The sequence below is a fragment of the Salinisphaera sp. S4-8 genome (assembly GCF_040361235.1).
Classification (GTDB): domain Bacteria; phylum Pseudomonadota; class Gammaproteobacteria; order Nevskiales; family Salinisphaeraceae; genus Salinisphaera.
Map to the genome: position 1 here is coordinate 1 of NZ_APNF01000007.1, position 22,203 is coordinate 22,203.

General features: G+C 64.8%; 19 protein-coding genes. All 19 read right to left on the bottom strand.

Annotated elements, in window-relative coordinates; all coding sequences use genetic code 11:
• Positions 1–164: 164 nt before the first annotated feature.
• The 19 genes from ggt to trpE all read right to left on the bottom strand — a co-directional run bounded on the left by ggt (position 165) and on the right by trpE (position 21,907).
• The gene (gene ggt / locus S4A8_RS11880; protein ID WP_353220303.1) at positions 165–1,925 is read right to left on the bottom strand and encodes a gamma-glutamyltransferase; all 1,761 of its coding nucleotides are present in this window, start codon (positions 1,923–1,925) and stop codon (positions 165–167) included.
• Positions 1,926–1,990: 65 nt separating this feature from the next.
• Entirely contained in the window at positions 1,991–2,485 is a 495-nt protein-coding gene (coaD, locus tag S4A8_RS11885) for a pantetheine-phosphate adenylyltransferase (RefSeq protein WP_353176280.1), read from the bottom strand.
• 111 nt (positions 2,486–2,596) lie between these two features.
• Positions 2,597–3,229, bottom strand: coding sequence for a 16S rRNA (guanine(966)-N(2))-methyltransferase RsmD (rsmD, locus tag S4A8_RS11890; protein WP_353220304.1), 633 nt, complete (start codon positions 3,227–3,229; stop codon positions 2,597–2,599).
• 25 nt (positions 3,230–3,254) lie between these two features.
• A complete protein-coding gene (tldD, locus tag S4A8_RS11895) occupies positions 3,255–4,721 on the bottom strand; it encodes a metalloprotease TldD (RefSeq protein WP_353220305.1) in 1,467 nt (488 codons plus the stop codon).
• Positions 4,722–4,772: 51 nt separating this feature from the next.
• Entirely contained in the window at positions 4,773–5,747 is a 975-nt protein-coding gene (locus S4A8_RS11900) for a quinone oxidoreductase family protein (RefSeq protein ID WP_353220306.1), read from the bottom strand.
• A 54-nt stretch (positions 5,748–5,801) separates the two neighbouring features.
• Positions 5,802–6,650, bottom strand: coding sequence for a carbon-nitrogen hydrolase family protein (locus S4A8_RS11905; protein WP_502950735.1), 849 nt, complete (start codon positions 6,648–6,650; stop codon positions 5,802–5,804).
• Positions 6,651–6,673: 23 nt separating this feature from the next.
• A complete protein-coding gene (locus tag S4A8_RS11910) occupies positions 6,674–10,507 on the bottom strand; it encodes a YhdP family protein (protein ID WP_353220307.1) in 3,834 nt (1,277 codons plus the stop codon).
• 241 nt (positions 10,508–10,748) lie between these two features.
• Complete coding sequence (locus tag S4A8_RS11915; protein ID WP_353220308.1) at positions 10,749–12,248, bottom strand: Rne/Rng family ribonuclease; 1,500 nt, start codon at positions 12,246–12,248, stop codon at positions 10,749–10,751.
• 123 nt (positions 12,249–12,371) lie between these two features.
• Positions 12,372–12,839: a 23S rRNA (pseudouridine(1915)-N(3))-methyltransferase RlmH gene (rlmH, locus tag S4A8_RS11920; RefSeq protein WP_353176290.1), complete on the bottom strand. Its 468-nt coding sequence runs from the start codon at positions 12,837–12,839 to the stop codon at positions 12,372–12,374.
• A gap of 18 nt (positions 12,840–12,857) precedes the next feature.
• Positions 12,858–13,253: a ribosome silencing factor gene (gene rsfS / locus S4A8_RS11925; RefSeq protein WP_353176292.1), complete on the bottom strand. Its 396-nt coding sequence runs from the start codon at positions 13,251–13,253 to the stop codon at positions 12,858–12,860.
• Positions 13,250–13,915, bottom strand: a complete 666-nt coding sequence (gene nadD, locus S4A8_RS11930; RefSeq protein WP_353176294.1) for a nicotinate-nucleotide adenylyltransferase — start codon at positions 13,913–13,915, stop codon at positions 13,250–13,252. Before nadD ends, rsfS begins: the two co-directional genes overlap by 4 nt.
• Positions 13,916–13,946: 31 nt before the next feature.
• The gene (locus tag S4A8_RS11935) at positions 13,947–15,248 is read right to left on the bottom strand and encodes a glutamate-5-semialdehyde dehydrogenase (RefSeq protein WP_353220309.1); all 1,302 of its coding nucleotides are present in this window, start codon (positions 15,246–15,248) and stop codon (positions 13,947–13,949) included.
• A gap of 15 nt (positions 15,249–15,263) precedes the next feature.
• A complete protein-coding gene (gene holA, locus S4A8_RS11940; RefSeq protein ID WP_353220310.1) occupies positions 15,264–16,304 on the bottom strand; it encodes a DNA polymerase III subunit delta in 1,041 nt (346 codons plus the stop codon).
• A gap of 103 nt (positions 16,305–16,407) precedes the next feature.
• On the bottom strand, positions 16,408–17,190 hold the full coding sequence (gene speD, locus S4A8_RS11945) for an adenosylmethionine decarboxylase (protein WP_353176299.1): 783 nt from the start codon (positions 17,188–17,190) through the stop codon (positions 16,408–16,410).
• Positions 17,191–17,395: 205 nt separating this feature from the next.
• Entirely contained in the window at positions 17,396–17,815 is a 420-nt protein-coding gene (locus tag S4A8_RS11950; protein ID WP_353176301.1) for an OsmC family protein, read from the bottom strand.
• Positions 17,816–17,896: 81 nt separating this feature from the next.
• The gene (gene trpC, locus S4A8_RS11955; protein WP_353220311.1) at positions 17,897–18,703 is read right to left on the bottom strand and encodes an indole-3-glycerol phosphate synthase TrpC; all 807 of its coding nucleotides are present in this window, start codon (positions 18,701–18,703) and stop codon (positions 17,897–17,899) included.
• Positions 18,700–19,734 (bottom strand): anthranilate phosphoribosyltransferase, encoded by a 1,035-nt coding sequence (trpD, locus tag S4A8_RS11960; protein ID WP_502950738.1) that lies wholly within the window; start codon positions 19,732–19,734, stop codon positions 18,700–18,702. The genes trpC and trpD overlap by 4 nt, the downstream gene beginning before the upstream one ends.
• 14 nt (positions 19,735–19,748) lie before the next feature.
• Positions 19,749–20,363 (bottom strand): anthranilate synthase component II, encoded by a 615-nt coding sequence (locus S4A8_RS11965; RefSeq protein ID WP_353220313.1) that lies wholly within the window; start codon positions 20,361–20,363, stop codon positions 19,749–19,751.
• The gene (gene trpE / locus S4A8_RS11970; protein WP_353220314.1) at positions 20,360–21,907 is read right to left on the bottom strand and encodes an anthranilate synthase component I; all 1,548 of its coding nucleotides are present in this window, start codon (positions 21,905–21,907) and stop codon (positions 20,360–20,362) included. Before trpE ends, S4A8_RS11965 begins: the two co-directional genes overlap by 4 nt.
• Positions 21,908–22,203 lie beyond the last annotated feature (296 nt).

A 22,203-nucleotide genomic window follows, 5' to 3' on the forward strand; every position in this document is an offset into this window, starting at 1 on the left:
GTCGCGTATCAGGCGCTGGCTATCAACATACAAGGTTGGATTAGCGAAGCGTAATCCAACAAACAACGCAGCCCTTGTTGTCCATTTCGGCCCGGAGATTTGAACCAGCAACGGTGGCAATCACCCGTTGGCTTACGGCCTGCGGCGTAAGCCACCTACGCGGCTTAGTCCGATGCGGTGACGGCATCCCGGGATTCGTGTTCGCAAACCGGGGCGCTATCGCCGATCGTGGCACAGCCAATCCCACGCGGATCGGAGGCCGCATCCATCGTGTTTTCTGCCTTGTTCCAGATCACGGCGTGCATATCGCCGTAGTGGCGATCCACGTTCTCGAACTTGTGGCCGAGTTTTTTCAGCCCGGCCAGCGTTTGTGCCGACAGCGCACCGGGTTCGTATTCGACGTGGTCGGGCAGATACTGGTGGTGATAGCGAGGCTTGCCGACCACGCTGGCCGCATCGCCGCCGTGGGTGAAGTCGAGCACGCCGAGCAGGACCATGCTGATGATGCGACTGCCGCCCGGCGTGCCGAGCGCGATCTCGCGATCGTCGCCGACGACGAAGGTAGGCGTCATGCTCGATAACGGGCGCTTGCCGGGGGCAATGGCGTTGGCTTCGCTGCCGACCAAGCCATAGCCATTGGGCGTGAGCGGTTTGGCCGAGAAGTCGTCCATTTCGTCGTTGAGGAATACGCCGGTACCGGCCGCGACCAGGCCCGAGCCGAACGGGAAATTCACCGACAACGTGGCCGCCACGCGATTGCCCTGGGCATCGATGACGGAAAAATGCGTAGTGTGATGGCCATTGGCATGGTCGGCCGTGACGCTGGCGAGTTCGTCGCTGGGTGTGGCGCGATCCATGCGCATGCCCACGCGCAGTCCGGCCGCGTAGTTTTTGTCGGTCAGCCGGTCGATAGGCATATCGACGAAGTCGGGGTCGCCCAGATAGACCGCGCGATCGCGATAGGCACGGCGCATGGCCTCGATGGTCACATGCCGGCGTTCGACGTCGTCGAGCGCGCCCCAATCGAACCCTTCGAGGATGTTGAGTGCTTCCACCAGCACCGGCCCGCCAGAGGACGGCGGTGCGGCCGAGATGATCTGATATTCGCCGTCGGGCGTGCGATAGGTGCCACGAATCGGCTCGCGCTCGACGACGTCGTAGTCGGCCAGGTCCTGGCGGGTCCAGATACCGCCGGCGCTACGCACGGCCTCGACCAGCTGGCGGGCGATATCGCCCTTGTAGAAGCCGTCGCGGCCCTGGGCAGCGATGGCTTCCAGCGTACGGGCCAGTTCCGGTTGTTTGAACAGTGTGCCGGCCGGCAGCGGTTCGCCGTCGTCATCGAGCAGCAGGGCGGCACTGGCCGGATAACGCGCGAGCACGTCCTTGCGGTATTGCGCCAGCGCGTGCATGTGATCGTTGATTTCGAAGCCGTTGCGGGCCAAGCGAATCGCGGGCGCGAGGGTGGTGGCCAGATCGAGCTTGCCGTAGCGCGCGGCGATATGCGCCAGCGCCGCCGGTTCGCCCGGAATGCCGGCCGCGAGCGCGCCGTTGCGCGAGCGTTCCTGTACGAAGTTACCTTCGTCATCGAGATACATGTCGCGGGTCGCAGCACCCGGCGCTTCTTCGCGGCCGTCGATCATGACGTCGCGCTTGTTCTGGGCGTCGTGCAGCAGCCAGAAGCCGCCCCCGCCCAGGCCCGAACCCTGCGGTTCGACCACGGCCAGCGCCGCGCTGACGGCGACTGCTGCATCGAAGGCGTTGCCGCCGGCTTCGAGTATCTGCATGCCGGCCGCGGTCGCGGCGGGATGCGCGCTGGCTACCGCCGGCGCGGGCGGTGTGTCGTTGCCCGCCAATGCGGCTGAAAATGGCAGGCATGAAACAAGCGCCACGCAGGCGATCAGGCGAAGCCGAACAGGCATGGACATTACCGAAAAAACGAAAGGCGGATCATCACGATACCGCCTGTGATCGTCAGACTCTAGCCTGTGGTTCAGCCAGCGGTCTTTTCGTGGAGCTTGTCGGCGACGAGACTGGGGACCAGGCCGCTGATGCGCCCATCGAGAAACGCGATCTCGCGCACCAGCGTGGACGAGATATGGGCATATTCGGGCGAGGGCGCCAGAAAGATCGTATCCACCTGCGGGGCGAGGTGGCGGTTCATTACCGCCATCTGTTTTTCGTATTCGTAATCGCCCACGCCGCGTACGCCGCGTACGAGCACGCTCACGCCATGCTTGCGGGCGAAATCGACCACCAGCCCGCTCACCGGCATGACGGTGACGTTGTCGACATCGGCCAAGACCTGCTTGGCCAGCTCGACACGTTCCTGATGATCGAAGATCGATTTCTTGCTGGCGTTGCTGGCCACGGCCACGATCAACTCGTTGAACATGCCCGCAGCACGGCGGATCACATCAGCATGGCCGTTGGTGATGGGGTCGAATGTGCCGGTATAGGCGGCACGAATACGGGGGGCATTACTCATGCGACACACACGCAGGTGTTGTCGTTGGCCCAGTGCTGTTCTGCTGACCGCACGTGAAGTCTCCTCAGGCGTTTTTCGCGCGCGTGCGGCTGCACGCTGCGCGAGCATGTATTACGAGATCGAAGATGCGCCATCATCTTCGCTGGCGGCGCGCGGCTGTGCAAGGCAATAACCCACCTGGCCGGCACGCTTTTGCCGCAGCACATGCGCCCGATCGGCCAGCATGGCCAGGATTTCGTCGCCTTGGGCGGCCGGGTATTCGAGATAGATACGCGCGTTGGGGCGCAGCTGCGCGATCACGGCTGCCAGCGCGCCTGCGTGCAGCTGCGCGGCAAAAGGCGGGTCGATGAATACGATATCCGGCGCCGGCGCGGTAAGCGTGAGCGTCAATGCATCGGCCTGAACCAGTGTGGCGCGCTCGCCGGCCGCGAGGGTTTCCAGTGTCGTGCGCAACGCCGTGATGGCCTGACGATCGCGATCGACGAACTGCACATGCGCCGCGCCGCGGGATAACGCTTCCAGACCCAGCGCGCCGGTGCCGGCGAACAGATCGACACAGCGGGCGCCCTCGATCCGCGGGGCCAGCCAGTTGAACAGCGTTTCGCGCACGCGATCCGGCGTCGGACGCAGCCCGTCGGCCACCGCGACCGGCAGACGCCGGCCACGCCACTGCCCGCCGATGATGCGTACGGTGGTGCTCGCAGGGGCAGCGCTCGGGCGCCGCTGGCGTGCTCGACGCGCCATGCTCAGACGCGATTCGGCGTGGCGCTCATCCCTGCTGGGTGCCGCCCACGGTAATCGCGTCGACCTTGAGCGTGGGCTGGCCCACGCCCACCGGTACGCTCTGGCCGTTCTTGCCGCATACGCCGATGCCTTCATCCAGGGCCAGATCGTTGCCGACCATGGAAATGCGCTCGAGCACGTCGGGCCCGTTGCCGATCAGCGTGGCGCCCTTGATCGGCGCGCCGATCTTCCCGTTCTCGATGCGATAGGCCTCGTCGGCCGAAAACACGAAATTGCCCGAGGTGATATCCACCGAGCCGCCCGAGAAGTTCACCGCATAGAGGCCGTTGTCGACCGAGGCGATGATATCGCCCGGCTGGCTGTCGCCGGCGCGCATATAGGTATTGGTCATGCGCGGCATGATCGTATGCGCATAGGACTCGCGGCGCGCGTTTCCGGTGGGCTTCATGCCCATCAGCCGTGCGTTGTGCTTGTCCTGCATGTAACCCACGAGACGCCCGTTTTCGATGAGCGTGTTACACGCCGCGGGGCTGCCTTCGTCGTCGATGGCCAGCGAGCCGCGGCGCCCGTCGAGCGTGCCGTCGTCGACGATGGTGCACAGATCGGAGGCGACTTTCTCGCCGATCCGGTTGGAATAATTCGACGACCCGCGGCGATTGAAATCGCCTTCCAGGCCGTGGCCGACGGCTTCGTGTAGCAACACGCCCGGCCAGCCGGCGCCGAGCACCACGGGCAGGCTGCCCGCCGGCGCGGCTTCGGCATGCAGACGCACGAGCGCGCGGCGCACGGCCTCGCGGGCATAGCCGGCCACGCGATCGGCGGCATCGCCGCTGGCTACGCCGAAATAGTCGTAGCCCATGCGGGCGCCGCCGCCGGCACTGGCGGATTCGCGCACGCCGTTTTCCTCGACCTGGACCGACACGTTCACCCGTACCAGCGGGCGGACGTCGCCGGCCAGCGTGCCGTCGGAGGCAGCGACCAGCATCGTATCCGAGGAGCCGGCCAGCGATACCGTTACCCGCACCACGCGATCATCCGCGTCGCGGGCGATCTTGTCGGCGTGATGCAGCAGCGCGACCTTGGCGTCGGCGTCGAGCGTAGCGGACGGGTCGATCGGCGCATAGCGGCTTAGCGCGCCGCTATCGCGACGGGTGAGCGTATTGACGCTCGCGCTCTTGCCGTCGCGGGCGATGGCAGCGGCGACCTTCGATGCCTCGGCCAACGCCGGGAAGGCCAGTTCGTCGGCATAGGCGAAACCGGTCTGTTCGCCGGCCAGCGCGCGTACGCCCACGCCCTGAGACGTGGAGGCACCGGCGCTACGGACCACGCCGTCCTCGAGCAGCCACGATTCGTTCTTGAGAATCTGGAAATACAGATCGGCATAGTCCACGCCGGGCACCATCAGCGCGCCGAGCGCGGATTGCAGCTGGCCGGCGTCGATGCCGGCCCGGCCGAGCAGGGTGTCGGAAGCGATATCGATAGCGTTTTTCATGCCGACACATTAACACCGCCGGGCCGCCCATTGGGCAGCGGGCCCGCGGGCTCAGAGCGTGAGAATGGTCGAACCGGTGGTTTCGCGATTGGCCAGCGCCCGGTGGGCATCTGCCGCGTCTTCCAGGGCAAAGCGCTGGCCGATCTTGATCTTCACGTCACCCGATTCGAGCACGGCGAACAGGTCGTCGCACATCATCTCGAAGCGTTCGCGCGTATCGGCATAGCCATTCAGGCTGGGCCGGGTGACGAACAGCGAACCGCCCTTGTTGAGTTCGGCCAGGTTGACGCCCTCGACCGGCCCGGAGGCATTGCCGAAGCTCACCATCAGCCCGCGCTTGGACAGGCAGGCCAGCGAGTCCTTCCAGGTGTCGCGGCCGACCGAATCATAGACTACGGGCACCATGACGCCGTCGGTGAGTTCGCGTACGCGCTCGGGCACCGATTCGCGGGTGTAATCGATGGTCATCCAGGCGCCGTTGCGCTTGGCGATACCGGCCTTGTCTTCGTTGGAGACGGTACCGATTACGTGCGCGCCCAGTGCATGCGCCCACTGGCAGGCGATCGAGCCCACGCCGCCAGCGGCGGCATGAAAGAGAATGGTGTCGTCTTCGCCGATGGCATAGGTCTGGCGCAGCAGATATTGCACGGTCAGGCCCTTGAGCATGCCGGCGGCCGCGGTTTCGAAATCGATGGCCTCGGGCAGGGCGATGGCCTTGTCTGCGTCCATGACCACGAAATCGGCGTACGCGCCGAGCGGCGCCTGGGCATAGGCCACCCGATCGCCTTCGGCGAAATCCTCGACGCCTTCGCCCACCGCGTCGACCACGCCGGCGCCTTCGGTGCCGAGCCCGCTGGGTGGATGGGCCGGGTACAGGCCGCTACGCACATAGATATCGATGAAGTTCAGGCCCACCGCGCGATTGGCGATACGAATCTCGCCGCGGCCCGGCGCGCGGGGCTCGACATCGACGAGTTCGAGAACTTCAGGGCCGCCGGTTTGGGTGAACTGGATCTGACGAGCCATGGCACGCTCCTTTGAAAACAGCGCAGTAAATCAATGCGCTATTTCTAGCAGCCTCTAGAATAGACGTCGATGCGACAAACAGGGAAAGCCGTCACGCAGGCTGGCGGTACGGGCCCGATCGATCGGGGCAACGACCACTTCGTTGGCCTCGCTCTTGGCTTCGGCCTTGATCTGGCCCCAGGGGTCGACGATCAGGCTGTGGCCATAGGTGCGACGGCCGTTGGCATGATGCCCGGCTTGATTGGGCGCGATCAGCGTGACCAGGTTTTCGATTGCCCGCGCGCGGGTGAGCACATGCCAGTGGGCACTGCCGGTGGTATGCGTAAAGGCCGAGGGCGCGACCACGATTTCCGCGCCTTCGTCGGCAAGCGCGCGATACAGCTCGGGAAAACGCAGGTCGTAACACACGCTCAGCCCGAGGCGGCCGAACGGCGTATCCACCACATGCGGCGTGGGTGGGCCGGCCACGAAGGTGGCAGATTCGCGATAGGCCTCGGCCGAATCGGGCACGCCGACATCGAACAGGTGGATCTTGTCGTAGCGGGCCACGCGTTCGCCGTTGTCGGCATACACCGGGCAGGTGGGATAAACGCGATCGGCTTCGTCGCTGGCCAGCGGGATCGTGCCGCCGACGATCCATAGGCCGTATTTGCGGGACGCGTCGGCCAGGAAATCCTGAATCGGCGTATGACCGTTGCCGGCGCCGTCGGGCTCGGCCACGCCAATCTTGTCGGTTTCGTGCGCCCCCATCAGGGCGAAGTTTTCCGGCAGTACGGCCAGCTGGGCGCCGCGGCGCGCGGCGTCGGCGAGCAGGTCGTCGGCACGGGCGAGATTGGGCGCCACCTCACCGCGTGAGTTCATCTGGATGGCAGCGACACGGGGCAGATCGGAATCGGAAGTCATGGCGATCGGTTCGTCGGGTAGGGCTATTGTTCGGCGCTGGGCTGTTCGATACGCGGATCGTCCCAGCTGCCTTTCAGGGTATACGCGATGCTGGAGAATTTCTTGATCGGTTTCTTGAATATTTCCTGCATGGCGAATACCGCTGCGCCCACGAGTGGGCCGCCGAGTACGGTACTGGCCACCGCCACACCGCTGCCGACCTTGGGCACGATAGTCACGCGTTCGTCGTAGTCGCGCGCGGCCAGGCCGATACGCCCGGTCATGCGGATCTGCGACGAGGGGGTTTCGATAAGCATGTTGTCGCTATAGGCGTTGCCCTTGTCGATATTGAAGTGGGCACGCACATGATCGAAAGCCAGGCCTTCGTCGACCACGTCGCGAAAATCCAGCCGCAGGCGCCGCGGCAGTACATAGAGATTGACCAGCCCCAGCACCCGCGCCGCGCCGGGCTCGACGGCGGTGAAGGTACCGTTATCCAGCTCCAGATCCACGCTGCCGTCGAGCGAGCGCAAGTCCAGCCCCAGCGGGTTGGGCGCGATATTGAGCCGCGCATGTACCTGGGTAGATTCGGCCGTCACGGTGGCCGCATAGCCGAGTGCGCGCAGCAGCCCGGCCATGCCACGGCCGGCGAAACGGGTCTGGGCGCTGGCCTGGGTCAGACCGTTGTCGTGGGTCCAGCGGCCGGTTGCCCAGCCGGCCATGGCCCCGTTCTTGAGCTGGAAGCGGTCCAGCTGCCAGCCGTTGGGCTGGGCACGCGCCTTGAGTTCGGCCTCGCCGAAATCGGTGCCGTCGATCTCAACATTGGCCACGAACACGTCCAGGTGCGGCAGATCGACCGGGTCGATGTATTGCCAGATCACCGGGTCGCTTTCGGCAGGCGGCGCTGCGGGCTGCTGTGCACGGGTCTTGAGCGCCAGCCGGGCCAGATTGCCGGCGATATTGACGTTGCCGCCGGCCGGCTGGGTCCAGGTGATCTGGCCCTGGGTGTCCGGGCCTTCGAAGTCCACCCGCCAGCCGGGGCGGGCGTTCATCGGTTGGGCGCGGATATGCGTGTTTTCGAAATAGCGATTGTCGAGTTCGAGCGCGCCCACGCGCACATCGCCGCCGACGAAATCCAGCGTCGAGGCCGGACCGCCGGATTGTCTGGCGAGTTTTTCCGCGGCCTCGATCTGCTCGGTTACCACATAGAACCAGCCCAAGCCGTCGGCGGTCTCGGTGCGCCCGCCAATCCAGATGCCATCGACATCGGGTGGCTCGAGCGTGTTGTCGTTGAGTAGCGCCTGGATACGCGTGACCGCGCCATCGCGCAGGCGCACGCGTGTATCCAGGCGCTTGTCGTAGTCGATATGCACGCGGCTCGCATCGCCGGCGACGGTAATCGCCATCGGCGCGGCGCGATCGGCTGGCTTGGTCAGGGGCGCAGGCAGATTCAGGGCCAGACCGCGCAGGTCGCTGTCGATATCGATAGCCGAGACCTCGCCATCGCGAGCGACTTCGAAGGCGATACGCAAATCGGTCGCGCCGTGGCCATAGCGCAGCCAGGATTCGGGCAGATAATGCGCCAGGGCCGTGCCGTCTTCGGGCAGTTGCAGGCGGGCGCGGCTGACAATGCGCTGGCGCTCGCCCGGCGCCGGCTCGATATCGGTATTCAGCGCCACGCCCAGCAGCTTGCCCTGGAGTGCGTGCGCGGCGAGCCCGCGTTTATCGTCAAAATGCAGCGTGCCGGTGATATCGGTGATCGGCCCGGGCAGCACGTCGGTACGCAGCGTTGCGCCGCGTGCCTGCACGTCGCCGCTGACATCGACATCCCCCAGCTCGGGCTTGAGCGGGATACGCAGATCGATGGCCAGATTGGCCGGCCCAGTGATCTTGAGCGCATCGACGATCTTTTCGAATCGATCGCGTAGTGGCGAGCGCACCAGAAACGCCAGCATCTTCTCGGCGCGGGCATTGCGCGCCTTGCCGTCGATCTTGAGCACCGGTTCGCGCACGTTGGCCACGCGCCCGGTGGCCGGGCCCAGATCCACATCCAACATGCGTGCGGCAGCGACATCCACACGCAGATCGTCGCCATCGAGGGTGAGTTTGCCGCGGGCAGACTTCAGCGGCGGCCAATCGTCCTTGTAGGCGACATCCACATCATGGCCGCTCAATTCCAGATGAAAACGCTCGTCGCCGCGCGGCTTGGCGAAGGGAAATCGGTCCATGGCCCCGCGCACTGCCAGCGACGCGCTATCCAGCGTGCCGGCGGTGATTGCCTTGGGCAGCCAGTCGCGCAGCTTCTCGTTGGGCAGATCCTTGGCCTGGGGGATACGCGCGAGCACGGGCGCGATCTGCGGCGCACTGGCGCTGGCCTGGATATCGACCACGGGCGCGCTGCCCGGTTGCAGCTGGATACGACCGCTGGTCTGGAACGTTGCCTCGGCGCTGGTCAGCTCGAGCTTGTTTGCATCGATCTGCCAGCCGTCGTCGCGGCGTTGCCAGGCGATCTCGCCGTCGAGATCGTCAACCGGCAGTTCGCCGCGCAGATAGCGCCGCGCGGCCAGCGTGCCGCCGGCGTCGTTGAACTGCAGCCGATGGTTATCGGCCTGCTGGTAGTAACTGCCGGCGACCGGGCCGAGCGTGATCGCCGGATCGTCGATCGACAGATCCTGGAAATCGAAGGCCAATTGCAGCGGGGTATCGGCGCCGAGGGTGAGCGCCAGATTATCGATGCGCGCATCGGCGGTGGTGTCGGCCAGACGCGCGACGCGCAATTTGGCCAGCCGCCAGGCGATCGAAAACGGCACATGCCGGGCATCGATACGCAGGCGCGGCTCGTCCAGGTCGACTGTACCGGTCAGGCTGAAGTCCTCCAGCCCGGGCGCATCGCCGGACAGCGAGGTCATTGCCACACGGATGTCGTCGTCGGGCGCTGAGGCCTGGCCCGACTCGGGGGGGTCGATGCCGGTGGCCTCCAGCGTGCTCGACAGGGCCGGCAGTAGATCGGTTTTCCGGCTGTCGTCGTGTACGGCGTCCAGATCGAATTTGGCGCGGGCGTTGAGCAGATGCCCCTGTTGCCAACGCCCGTCGATGGTCGTGGTCAACCGGCCGCCGGAGAGGCGTTCATAGAGGTTGTCGTCGATCAGGCGCGCGCCGTGGGCCAGGGTCGGTGTATCCAGCGCGTCGACGCTGAACTCGAAATCGGCCGTATCAATCGTCGGCAGGCGCCCGGAAAAACGCGCCTTGCCGTCGGCCTGCTTCAGCCAGGACGGGCCGTCGAGATTGAAGCGCAGGGCATAGCTGTCGTTGCCGCGATGGGCGATATGGGCATCGAGACGCTCGATACGCGCGCGCCCGTCCGGCAGCGCTTCGTCGAGCAGGGTGATATCGGCATCGCTGATGGTGGCGGTATGCAGTAGGGCCAGGCGCTCGTTGATGGTGTCCCAGTCCAGCGGTTCGTCGTCCGGGCGCGACCAGTATTCGAGTTGCGGGCGGCCGTCGTCGCCGCGGCGTACCGCGACCGTGGGCTGTTCCAGCACCAGCCCGTCGGGCAGGCGTTTGCCGTCGATGAGATCGGTAAAGGAAAAATGCAGGCCAAGGCTTGCGAGCGTAACCGCAGGCTTATCGAAGCCGTGACGGGTTACGCGTACGTCGGCCAGCTCCAGCAACGGTCCATTCCATTGCCAGCGCAGCTCGATGGCATCGATGTCGATATCGGCATCGATGCGACGGCCGATACGTTCGGCCAGCGCCTGCCGATAGCCGGGCACCAGATGATCGATCAAGCGCACGCCCCCCACCAGCAGACCGGCCAGGATGACCACGCTGGCCAGGGTGATGACCAGCGCGCGTTTGATGATCGTGGTGCTAGCCATGTCGTTCGCTCTCAGCGCGCGCCGAGCGCTGCGATGCATGCCGTAGAGCGAAAACGTTGACGAGGCGCGGTGCGGGCATGAACGTGTCGGGCAGCGATCGGACAAAGGCGATGGGGGTGCGACACACCCAAGCGCTCAGGGTTCGCGATGAGACGCCGATTTCGTGCCGCGGGCGTTCGAACTCGCGCGCTCCAGCGCAGGCGCGTACCGCGACCGCGCAGGCGTCGTCGCCAGACACAGCTTACATCACCACCAGATCGAACTGTTCCGGGGTATATAACGATTCCGACTGCAACCGCACCGCAAGCCCGGTTTCCGCGCAGACCTCGTGAAAGGCGGTGGCCAGTTCGTCGAGCAACAGGCCGATGGTATCGGGTGCTGCGAGAATCAGCAGTTCGTCCACACGCTGGCTGTGCGCCAGCCGCGTCATCTCGCGAAACAATTCGAAGCACACGGTTTCGCCGGTCTTGACGAAGCCCCGCCCGCCGCAGGTTTCGCAGTCATGGCACATCAGCTGCTGCAGCGATTCACGGGTGCGCTTGCGGGTGACTTCCACCAGCCCCAGCGGTGAGATCGCGCCGACGCTGGTCTTGGCCGGGTCGGCATCGAGCGCGGCGCGCAGGGCGGTGAGTACCTGGGCCTTGTGATCGGCATCCACCATGTCGATGAAATCGATCACGATGATGCCGCCGAGATTGCGCAGCCGCAGCTGGCGGGCGACCGTATTGGCGGCCTCGATATTGGTGCGCAGCACCGTCTGTTCGAGACTGCGCGTGCCCACATAGCCGCCGGTATTCACGTCCACCGTGACCATGGCCTCGGTCTGTTCGATGATCAGAAACCCGCCCGAACGCAGCGGCACCTTGGGCGCCAGGGCGCGTTCGATGGCTTCTTCGATACCGTATTGCGAGAACAGCGGCACGGGCTTGGTGTAATGCAGCGTGCGTTCGGTGAATTCCGGCGCGAAGCGCTGGGTGAAGCCGGTCATTTCCTGCCAGGCGGCTTCGTCGTCGATGGTGATCGCCACCACCTCGGGTGTGAGCATGTCGCGCAGCATGCGAATGGGCAGGGCGAGATCGCCGTAGAGCAGGGTTTCCGGCGCCACGGTACGGCTTTGCGCGAGGATATCTTTCCAGACCGTGGCCAGAAACCGCATATCCGCGGCCAGCGCGTGGTGCGGCGCGCCGTCGCCGACCGTACGCACGATAAAGCCGCCGCTCAGCCCGAGTTCTTCACGAATGCCGGTCACGGCACTGTGCAGCCGATTGCGTTCGGCTTCGTTTTCGATTCGCGCGGACACGCCGATACGCGGGTTGTAGGGCATGTACACCAGAAAGCGCGACGGGATCGCCAGGTCCGTGGTCAGGCGTGCGCCCTTACTGCTCATCGCATCCTTGGTGACCTGTACCAGTACCCGATCGCCCTGGTTGAGGCGGTTCTGGATACGCGGGGCGACATCCTGGGTTTCAGCCGGGCGCCGAACCATGTCGGAAATCTGCAGGAACGCCGCCCGGGGCAGGCCGACATCGATGAATGCCGCCTGCATGCCGGCCAGCACGCGTTGGACGTGGCCGAGATAAATATTGCCCACCACGCTGCCGGTGGCGTCGCGCTGGATATAGATTTCCTGGAGCACGCCGTTTTCCAGGTGTGCGGCCCGGGTTTCGCCCTGCGAGACGTTGACCAGAATCTCGATACGCGGCGATTCGAGCTCAGCCGCTGTCTGCCCGGAGGCGCTCACCGCGTGCCGCGCACAAGCGCGTGGATACGAAACAGATTGTGCGAATTCAGTGCCATGCGTTCGATTGTCTGCGCACAGCAGGCGTATCTGCAAGCACCGTATGCAGTGGCTGGTGCGCCCGGGTCAGCCGCGATGGTAGGGATGACCGGTGAGAATGCTGTGCGCGCGAAACAGCTGTTCGGCCAGAATCACGCGTACCAGCGGGTGCGGCAGTGTCAGCGCCGATAGCGACCAGCGCCGGTTGGCGCGTGCCAGACTGTCGGGGCCGAGCCCGTCCGGCCCGCCCACCAGCAAGGCCCGGTCGCGCCCGTCGGCCAGCCATTCGCGCATCTGCGCGGCGAGTTGGTCGGTGTTCCACGGCTTGCCGTCGACGGCCAGGGCGATCACGTCCAGATCGGGCGAGAGTGCATCGCAGATGCGCCGGTCCTCATCGGCGATCGCGCGCTCGGGCTTGCCGCCCTTGCGATTGCCGGGCGCGATTTCGGTGAGTTCCAGCCGGCATTCATGCGGCAGGCGCCGGGCGTAATCGTCGTAGGCGCTCGTCACCCAGGCTGGCATGCGCCGGCCCACGGCCAGCAGACGTATTCGCATGGCCGCGCTATCGAAGCGCTAGTGGGTGGTGGTCGAGCTTTCGCCGGCGATCGCGTCCATGTCCCAGAGTTTTTCCAGCTGGTAATAGGCACGCGTGACCGGCTGCATGATGTGTACCACCACGCCGTTGAGGTCGATGAGCACCCATTCGGCCTGGCTCAGGCCTTCCACGCGTGGCTGGATGCCGGCTTCCTTGGCATGGGCGATCACGGTCTCACCCAGACGTTTGACGTGGCGCGCCGAGCGGCCGCTGCAAATGACCATGTGATCGGCGATGGTGGTCAGCTCGGCGACGTCGAGCACCTGGACGGATTCGCCCTTGAGTTCGTCGACGGCCTCGATAGCCAGTTTCAGCAGGGCGTTGATCTGTGGATCGCTGTTGCGGGCGGTGTCGGGGGTGTCTTGTAGATTCATTGACTCGCGGCCGTGGCCGGTTGGGACTGATAGACGCCTGCATCCATAATGTCGTCGAGCACGGCGGTGGGCAAGAGGTAGCGCGGACTTTCCCCCCGCGCGAGCAGCTCGCGGATATAACTGGCCGAAATCACCAGCGGCGGCGGCATATAGGTATAGATATGCCCGCCCAGCCGACGATGCAGGGTTTCGTGGCTGTCGGTTTCACGCTCGGCCAGGGCCTCGGCGGCGGCCTCATCGAGTTTGCAATCGATGCCTGGTCGGTCGATGAGCACGATATGGGCGCTGTCGAAAATGCGTTCCCATTCATGCCATTGCGGCAACTTGGCGAAGACGTCGCGGCCCATGATCAGACACAGCGGCGTATCCGGCATGTCGGCCCGCATGGAGGCCAGCGTGTCTACGGTATAGGACGGGCCATTGCGCAGCAGTTCGCGATCGTCCAGCCGCAGTCGTGGCTCGTTGCTGACCGCCACCCGAATCCATTTCGAGCGCTGGCCCGGCGAGGCCGTGGGCGCGTCGCGATGCGGCGGGCGTGCGCAGGGCACAAGCCGCACATGCGCAAGTTCGAGTGCGCCGGCGAGTTCCATGGCCAGGCGCAGATGCCCGTTGTGGATCGGGTCGAACGTGCCGCCGAGGACACCGACAGGAGCCGTGCTCAAAATACTTCTCCGGGCGTGATCGCGCAGGGCATCAGCGCACGTGTCCGTCGCCGAACACGACATACTTGAGCGAGGTCAGCCCTTCCAGGCCCACCGGGCCGCGTGCATGCAGCTTGTCGGTGGAGATGCCGATCTCGGCGCCTAGGCCGTACTCGAACCCATCCGCAAAACGGGTCGAGGCGTTGACCATCACCGACGACGAATCCACGCCGCGCATGAACGCCCGGGCCTTGGTTACGCTTTCGGTGACGATGGCATCGGTATGGTGCGAGCCCCAGGTTTCGATATGGTCGATCGCCTCGTCCATGTCGTCGACAATGCGAATCGCCAGCACCGGCGCCAGATATTCCTCGGCCCAGTCAGCATCCGATGCCGGCTTGACCGTGCTGCCCAGCAGCTTGCGCGTGCGCTGGCAGCCGCGCAGCTCGACGCCGGCCTGGCGCAGATCCTGCGACAGCGGCTTGAGCACGCGTTCGGCGATGGCATCGGCCACCAGCAGCGTTTCCATGGTGTTGCAGGTGCCATAGCGCTGGGTCTTGGCATTGACCGCGATGGCAATCGCCTTGTCGATATCGGCATGCTCGTCGATATAGACATGACATACGCCGTCCAGGTGCTTGATCACCGGCATGCGGGCGTTATCGGCCACGAATTCGATCAGCCCCTTGCCGCCGCGCGGCACGATCACATCCACGTATTCGGGCATGCGCAGCAATGCGCCGACTGCCGCGCGATCGGTGGTTTCGACCACCTGGATCGCATCGGCGGGCAGGCCGGCATCGGTGAGCCCGCGGCTGATACAGGCCGCGATGGCCTGATTGCTGTGTGCGGCTTCCGAGCCGCCGCGCAGAATCGCGGCATTGCCCGATTTCAGGCACAGCGCGGCGGCATCCGCGGTCACGTTCGGGCGCGATTCGTAGATGATGCCGATCACGCCCAGCGGTACGCGCATGCGCCCGACCTGAATACCGGACGGGCGATAGTTGAGATCGGTAATGCCGCCGATCGGGTCGGCCAGGGCCGCGACCTGACGCAGGCCTTCGGCCATCTGTTCCAGACGCTTGTCGTTGAGTTCCAGGCGCTCGAGCAGGGCCGGGTCGAGCTCGTCGCGGCCTTCGCGCATATCGCGGGCATTGGCCGCGAGAATGCTGCTGCGCGACGCGATCAGGGCTTCGGCGATAGCGAAAAGGGCAGCGTTTTTCGCGCCTGGCTCGGCCGCGGCCATATGCCGGGCCGCAGCACGGGCACGCTTGCCCATGGCCTGCATCTGGCGCTCGACACGGGAGTGCGAGCTGCTGTCGTGGTTTTCGCGATCGCTAAGATTGGCGCTCATGATTATGGTTGTTGCTTAAAGACGATTGGATACGAGGCAGGACGCGCGCGCAGGCCGTCCCGCCAGACCGAGCGTCAATGTTACCAGTTCGTCCCAGGCGCGCCCGACCGCGGCCCCCTTGTTGATCTGATCCAGCCGGGCGGCGCGGCGCAATAACTCGGCGAGCATGGCCGGATCGGCCCGGGTCGCGGCTTCGCCGATCTGGCGCTTGCGTGCCGGCGGCATGAACACCTTGCCGAGCATGGCGTCCAGGCGATTCGCGCGCGCGGCGAGCGTGGCCTGATAAAGCAGGCGGATTTCGCGCACCAGCGCCCAGGTGATGGGCACCGCATCCACGCCTTCGGCGCGTAGCTTGGCCAGTGTTTTCAAGGCATTGGCGCTGTCGCCGGCCAGTGCCTTGGCAGGCAGGTCGAAAATGCCGAAACGGCTGTGATCGCTGGCCGCGGCCTCGATTTCGGCGGCGCCAATGGTGTCGTTCGGGTGCAGCAGCGCGAGCCGGTCGATCTCCTGGGCGGCCGCCAGCAGGTTACCTTCGGTCTGCTCGGCAAGCAGGGCAACGGCATCGCCATCGAGCGACAGTCCGTTGCCACGGGCGCGCTGTTCGACCCATTGCGCCATGCGCGCGCCCGGCAGCGGCCAGGCGTACATCGCAACGCCGGCCTTGGCGATGGCCTTGTACCAGGCGCTTTTGCGCGCGTTGGCCGCCAGCGGCGTGGCCAGGATCAAAAGCAGCGTCGAATCCGGGGCGTTCTTGGCGTAGTCACTGATTGCTGCGCTGCCGGGCTTGCCCGGGCCCTTGTCGGTCAGATGCAGTTCCAGCAGACGTTTTTCCGAAAACAGCGACAGGCTCGCGCCCGCGCTTGCCAGCTGGCCCCAATCGAACCCGGGCTCGGCGTGCAGTACCTCGCGTTCGTCGAAACCCTGCTTGCGGGCCGCGGCGCGCAGGGCATCCGCAGCTTCGAGTACCTGCAGGGGTTCGTCACCGGCCAGCAGATAACAGCGGGCCAGCGGCTGGGTTTCGACTTGGCGCTGGAACTGGTCCGGGCGCAATTCCACGGTTCTACCTCGCTAGGACAGCCATCCGAGACTCGCTGGATACGAACATGAACACACCCCGTTCATACAAGCACGATACGCGCCATGGCGCGCAGCGACGGGGTTATTCGTCGTCCTGGGCGTCGTTGGCGAAATTGCGGCCGTAGAAGATCTCGTTGACCTCGGCCTCGATCCGGTCGGTGAGCTCGGCGGCTTCCTCGGCGGACAGGTCTTCGGCCTTCTCGGCGAACAGATAGTCGTTGAGCGAAAACTCGGTCAGCCGCATCTTGGTATGAAAAATACGCTCGGCCAGCACGTTCACGTCGATCATCTGATAGCGGTTGCAGATGTCTTCGGGAATGTAGTCCTGAATCGAGTTGATCTCGTGATCGATGAAGTGCTTGACCCCATCCACATCGCGGGTAAAGCCGCGCACGCGATAGTCCATCGACACCACATCCGATTCGAAGCTGTGAATGAGGTGATCGAGTGCCTTGAGCGGCGAGATCAGGCCACAGGTGGACACGTCGATATCCGCGCGGAAGGTCGAGATGCCGTTGTCCGGATGAAATTCCGGATAGGTATGCACCGTGATATGGCTCTTGTCGAGATGGCCGACCACGGCATCCGGCGTGGGCCCGTCGTAGGCGGCTTCCTCGGCGATGAGGATGGTCACGCTCGCGCCCTCGGGCTCGTAGTCCTGGCGCGCAATATTGAGGATATGCGCACCGATGATGTCCGACACCTCGGTCAGGATCTGGGTGAGCCGGTCGGCACTGAACATGTCGTCCAGATACGCCACATAGGCTTTCTTCTGCTCCTGCGTACGTGCATGGCAGATGTCGTAGATATTGAACGACAGCGACTTGGTCAGATTGTTGAAGCCGTGCAGGCGCAGTTTTTCCATGGCGAATAAGTAATTCGGTGTGAGCCTGAATGTCGTGGTCAACGCGCCGGCGGCGCGACGATAACAGCGATTGTCCGGTAGCGGTGTCCAGGCGATGCGTTGGCTAGCGACATACGAAGGTCGATGAAAGGGCGCAGTATCCGCGCGAACGCGCGTACGTCAAGCGTTACGCACGCAGCCGTGCGGGCCGCATCGCGCGGGATGTTCAGCCCGAAGCCTCGATGGTGTAGTCGTGCGTGATGTTCACGCTGGCCTGGAGCATGATCGAGGCAGAGCAGTATTTCTCGGCCGACAGCTGAACCGCGCGGGCGACATGTTTTTCGTTGAGATCGCGTCCGGATACGAAAAACTGCAGATGGATGTCGGTAAAGACTTTCGGATCGGTGCTCGCGCGGGTGCCGTCGACTTCGATGCGGCAACCGGTGACGTCCTGGCGCGATTTCTTGAGGATATGCATGACATCCATCGCGCTGCAGCCGCCCACGCCGAGCAGGATCATTTCCATGGGCCGAAAGCCGGCGTTTTCGCCGCCGATATCGGGCGGGCCGTCGATAATGACTTCGTGGCCGCTATCGGCGCTGCCGGAGAACTTGAGCTGGCCCTGCCAGTCGATGGTTGCTTTCATGTGCCAAAAATGATGATCGATACCGTCAGGCGACGATGGGGCTTGTAGCGGCGAAAAAAAGTGGCGGCGCGAAGACGCGTTCTAGTCGGGTGAAGCCAGCAGATCGGACAGAGCGGCGCCCGGGTCGGCTTCGCGCATGAACGATTCGCCGATCAGAAAGGCGCCGAAACCGGCTTCGGTCAGGCGCGCCAGATCGGCCGGGGTGTGAATGCCGCTTTCGCTGACCACCACGCGGCCCGCGGGAATGGGTTCGCGCAGGTCGATACTGGTATCGAGCGTGGTTTCGAAGGTGTGCAGATCACGGTTGTTGATGCCGAGAATCGTGCGTTCCGGCAGTTCCAGGGCCCGCTCGAGTTCTTCGCTGTCGTGCACTTCGGCGAGCACGTCCATGCCCAGTTCGAAGGCACGTTCGGCCAGTTCGGTCATGAGTCCGGTGTCCAGGGCCGCCGCGATCAGCAGAATACAGTCCGCGCCCATGGCGCGGGCCTGATCGACCTGGATCGGGTCGATCATGAAATCCTTGCGTAGTACCGGCAGATCGCAGGCCTGGCGCGCCAGGGCGAGAAAATCGTTATCGCCCTGAAAGAAGTCGTGATCGGTGAGTACCGATAGACACGCCGCGCCACCGGCGGCATAGCGCTCGGCCAGCCAGGCCACGTCGAAATCCTCGCGAATCAGCCCCTTGCTGGGCGAGGCCTTCTTGATTTCGGCGATCACCGCGCGGGGTGATTTCGCACGCAAGGCATCGGCGAAACCGCGCGGTGCGAAGGCGCGTTCCACTGCCTCATCGAGCTCGGCCTGCGAGGTCTGTGCCTTGAAGGCATCGATTTCTTCGCGCTTGCGCACGAGGATGCGATCGAGAATCGTGGCGGTCGTACGAATGCTCATGAATCCACCATGCCGGCGCGGCCGGTCATCGTCTGGGTGAGTTCGGCCAGTGCGTTCATGCGCTCGCCAGCGGCACCGCTGAGCAGCACCTCGCGCGCCTTGGCCACACCGGCGGCGATATCCGGCGCGTTGCCAGCCACATACAGCGCGGCACCGGCATTGAAGGCGACCATGTCGAGGGCGAGCCCGGCCTTGCCGGCCAGCACATCGCGCACGATCGCCAGGCTTTCATCGGCGGATTTGACGCGCAGGCCATCCAGCGAGCCGCGTTCCAGGCCGACATCTTCCGGCGCGATCTTGTAGGTCGAGATCTGGCCGTCCTTGAGCTCGGCGACGCGGCTGGGGGCGTTGATCGACAGTTCGTCGAGGCCGTCCTCGCCGTGCACGATCATCACATGGCGGCTGCCCAGGCGTTGCAGCACTTCGGCCAGCGGTTCACACAGATGGCCGTTGAATACGCCCATCACCTGATTGCGTGCGCCAGCCGGGTTGGTCAGCGGGCCGATGATATTGAAGATCGTGCGCACGCCCAGCTCACGGCGCGGGCCGACGGCATATTTCATCGCGCCGTGATGGGCCGGGGCGAACATGAAACCCACGCCCAGCCGACGAATACATTCGGCGACCTGTTCCGGCGAGGTGTCGATGGCGACTCCTGCCGCCTCGAGCAGATCCGAGCTGCCCGAGGAACTCGAGACCGAGCGATTGCCGTGTTTGGCCACATGGCCGCCCGCTGCGGCCACGGCGAACGCGGCCGCCGTGGAGACGTTGAACAGCCCGGCCGCGTCGCCGCCGGTGCCGCAGGTATCGACCAGACGATCGGCCAGGGCCGGATCGACCGGCACATCGGTGGCCAACTCGCGCATGACCGTCGTGGCGGCCGCGATTTCGGGCACGGTTTCGCCTTTCATGCGCATGGCGATGAGAAAGCCACCGATCTGGGCCGCCGTGGCCTGGCCGGTCATGATCGCGGTCATCGCCTGGTGCATGCGCTCGGCCGACAGATCGCGGCCGGCGACGATGTGGTTCATCAATTCCTTGTCGATCACGGCGCGTCTCCCGTGGCGGGCCGACCTTCGCCGCAGCGCTTGAGGAAGGTGTGCAGCATTTCGTGGCCGTGTTCGGACAGAATCGACTCGGGATGAAACTGCACGCCTTCGGCGCCGGTGGGCGTATGGATCAGGCCCATGATTTCGTCCATGTCGCCGTCTTCGGTTTCGGTCCAGGCGGTGATCTCGAAGTCGTCCGGCAGACCGTCGCGAGCGACGATGAGCGAGTGATAGCGGGTCGCGGTCAACGGGTCGGCGAGATTTTCGAATACGCCGCGGCCGGTATGGCGGATCACCGAGGTCTTGCCGTGCATGACCTGGCGTGCCCGGATGACCTTGCCGCCATAGGCCTGGCCCAATGCCTGATGGCCCAGGCAGACGCCGAAGATCGGCAGTCGATGGGCCAGACGCTGGATCAGTTCGACCGAGACGCCGGCTTCATCCGGCGTGCAGGGCCCGGGCGACACCACAATGCCGGCGGGCTTGAGCTCTTCGATATCCTCGACCGTGACCTGGTCATTGCGTACCACGTGGACTTCGGCTTCGAGCTCGCCGAGGTACTGCACCAGGTTGTAGGTGAACGAATCGTAGTTATCGAGCATGAGAATCATGCGTCACCCCCGTTGTGTGGCGTGCTGGCCTGGGCACGCGTGCTCAGCCCGCGCTCGGCGATGGCCGCGGCCTTCATCACCGCCTTGGCCTTGTTCATGGTTTCTTCCCATTCGGCGTTGGGCTGCGAATCGGCCACGATGCCGCCCCCGGCCTGGACATGAATCTCGCCGTCCTTGAGCACGGCGGTCCGAATGGCGATCGCCAGGTCCATGCTGCCGTTGCCGGCCAGATAGCCCACCGCGCCGCCGTAGACCCCGCGTTTGACCGGCTCGATTTCGTCGATGATTTCCATCGCCCGGATCTTGGGTGCGCCCGAAAGCGTGCCGGCGGGAAAGGCCGCGCGCAGCGCATCCATGGGGGTGAGATCGTCGCGCAGCTTGCCGGTGACGTTCGACACGATATGCATGACATGCGAATAACGCTCGATGGCCATGCGTTCGGTCAGCTTTACGCTGCCCGGCTGCGATACGCGCCCGACATCGTTGCGGCCTAGATCGATGAGCATCAGATGCTCGGCGACTTCCTTGGGATCGTCGAGCAGCTCCTGCGCCAGGGCTTCGTCTTCGGCCTCGGTGGCGCCGCGTTTGCGGGTACCGGCGATCGGGCGCACGGTGACCTCACCGTCCATGGCGCGCACCAGAATCTCCGGCGAGGCGCCGACTACATGGTGATCGCCGAAGTTGAAGTAGTACATATACGGCGAGGGGTTCAGGCTGCGCAGCGCCCGATACAACGACATCGGCTCGGCATTGAACGGCGCCGACAGGCGCTGGCTGGGCACCACCTGCATTACATCGCCGGCCTGGGTGTAGTCGCGAATCAGGCGTACCGCGTCTTCATAGCCGGCCTGGGTCAGTCCGGACACGAAGCGGCTGTCGTCGAGCAGCTCGGCCGAGGTGTCGCCGGCTTTCGCGCGGGCCGTACTCGTGGTCAGCGGTTGTTCGAGGCGATCGAGCAGGGCGTCGAGCCGTTTCGCCACGCGTTCGCGATCCGCCGTGTCGCCTTCGACGTGATGGGCCACGCAATAGAGCTTGCCCGAGAGGTTGTCGAAGATGACCAGCTCTTCGGCGATCAGCAACAGGATATCCGGCAGATCGAGCGGATCGTCCTTGCCGGCACCGCCCGCGGCCAGGCGCGGCTCGATATAACGAATGGTGTCGTAGCCGAAATAGCCCACCAGACCGCCGGTCAGTCGCGGCAGCTCGGGCAGGCGTGGCAACGGCCGTGCATCGTTGAAGGCCTGAATCCAGGCCAGCGGATCGTCGGTTTCGATCTGTTCGAGAATCTCGTCGTCGCGTTCGTGAACCAGCGCATGGCCACGTACGCGAATACGCTCGGCACAGGGCAGGCCGATGATCGAATACCGGCCCCAGCGCTCGCCGCCCTGCACCGATTCCAGCAGGAACGAATAGGGCGCGTCGGCGAGTTTGAGATAGGTCGAAAGCGGGGTGTCGAGATCGGCCAGCGCTTCGACCACCAGCGGCACGCGCGGGTGGTGGAGCGAATGGGCCGATTCGCGGGGGGAAGAAGACGAATTGTTCATGAAATCACTCGATCGAAAATCGCAACAAGCGCGCGCTTGAAAAACGGGGGATGCCCGCGCACAGCGCGCGACCGGGAACAGGCGTTTTTAGCCTCGCCAGTCGCCTTGCCGCCATCGCCACGCGGCATCGAATGCCCGGTTGGCGGTGTTTTTCGATCGATTCGATGTCATGTCTATCGCGGTTCGTCTGCGGCGCGTATGCGCGCTTTCGTAGGCCAATGCTGACGTATCTCGTGCGCGTTGCCAAGTCGTGCACCGGTGCGGCGCGATCGCAACGCCGGTTTGCCGGATTAAGT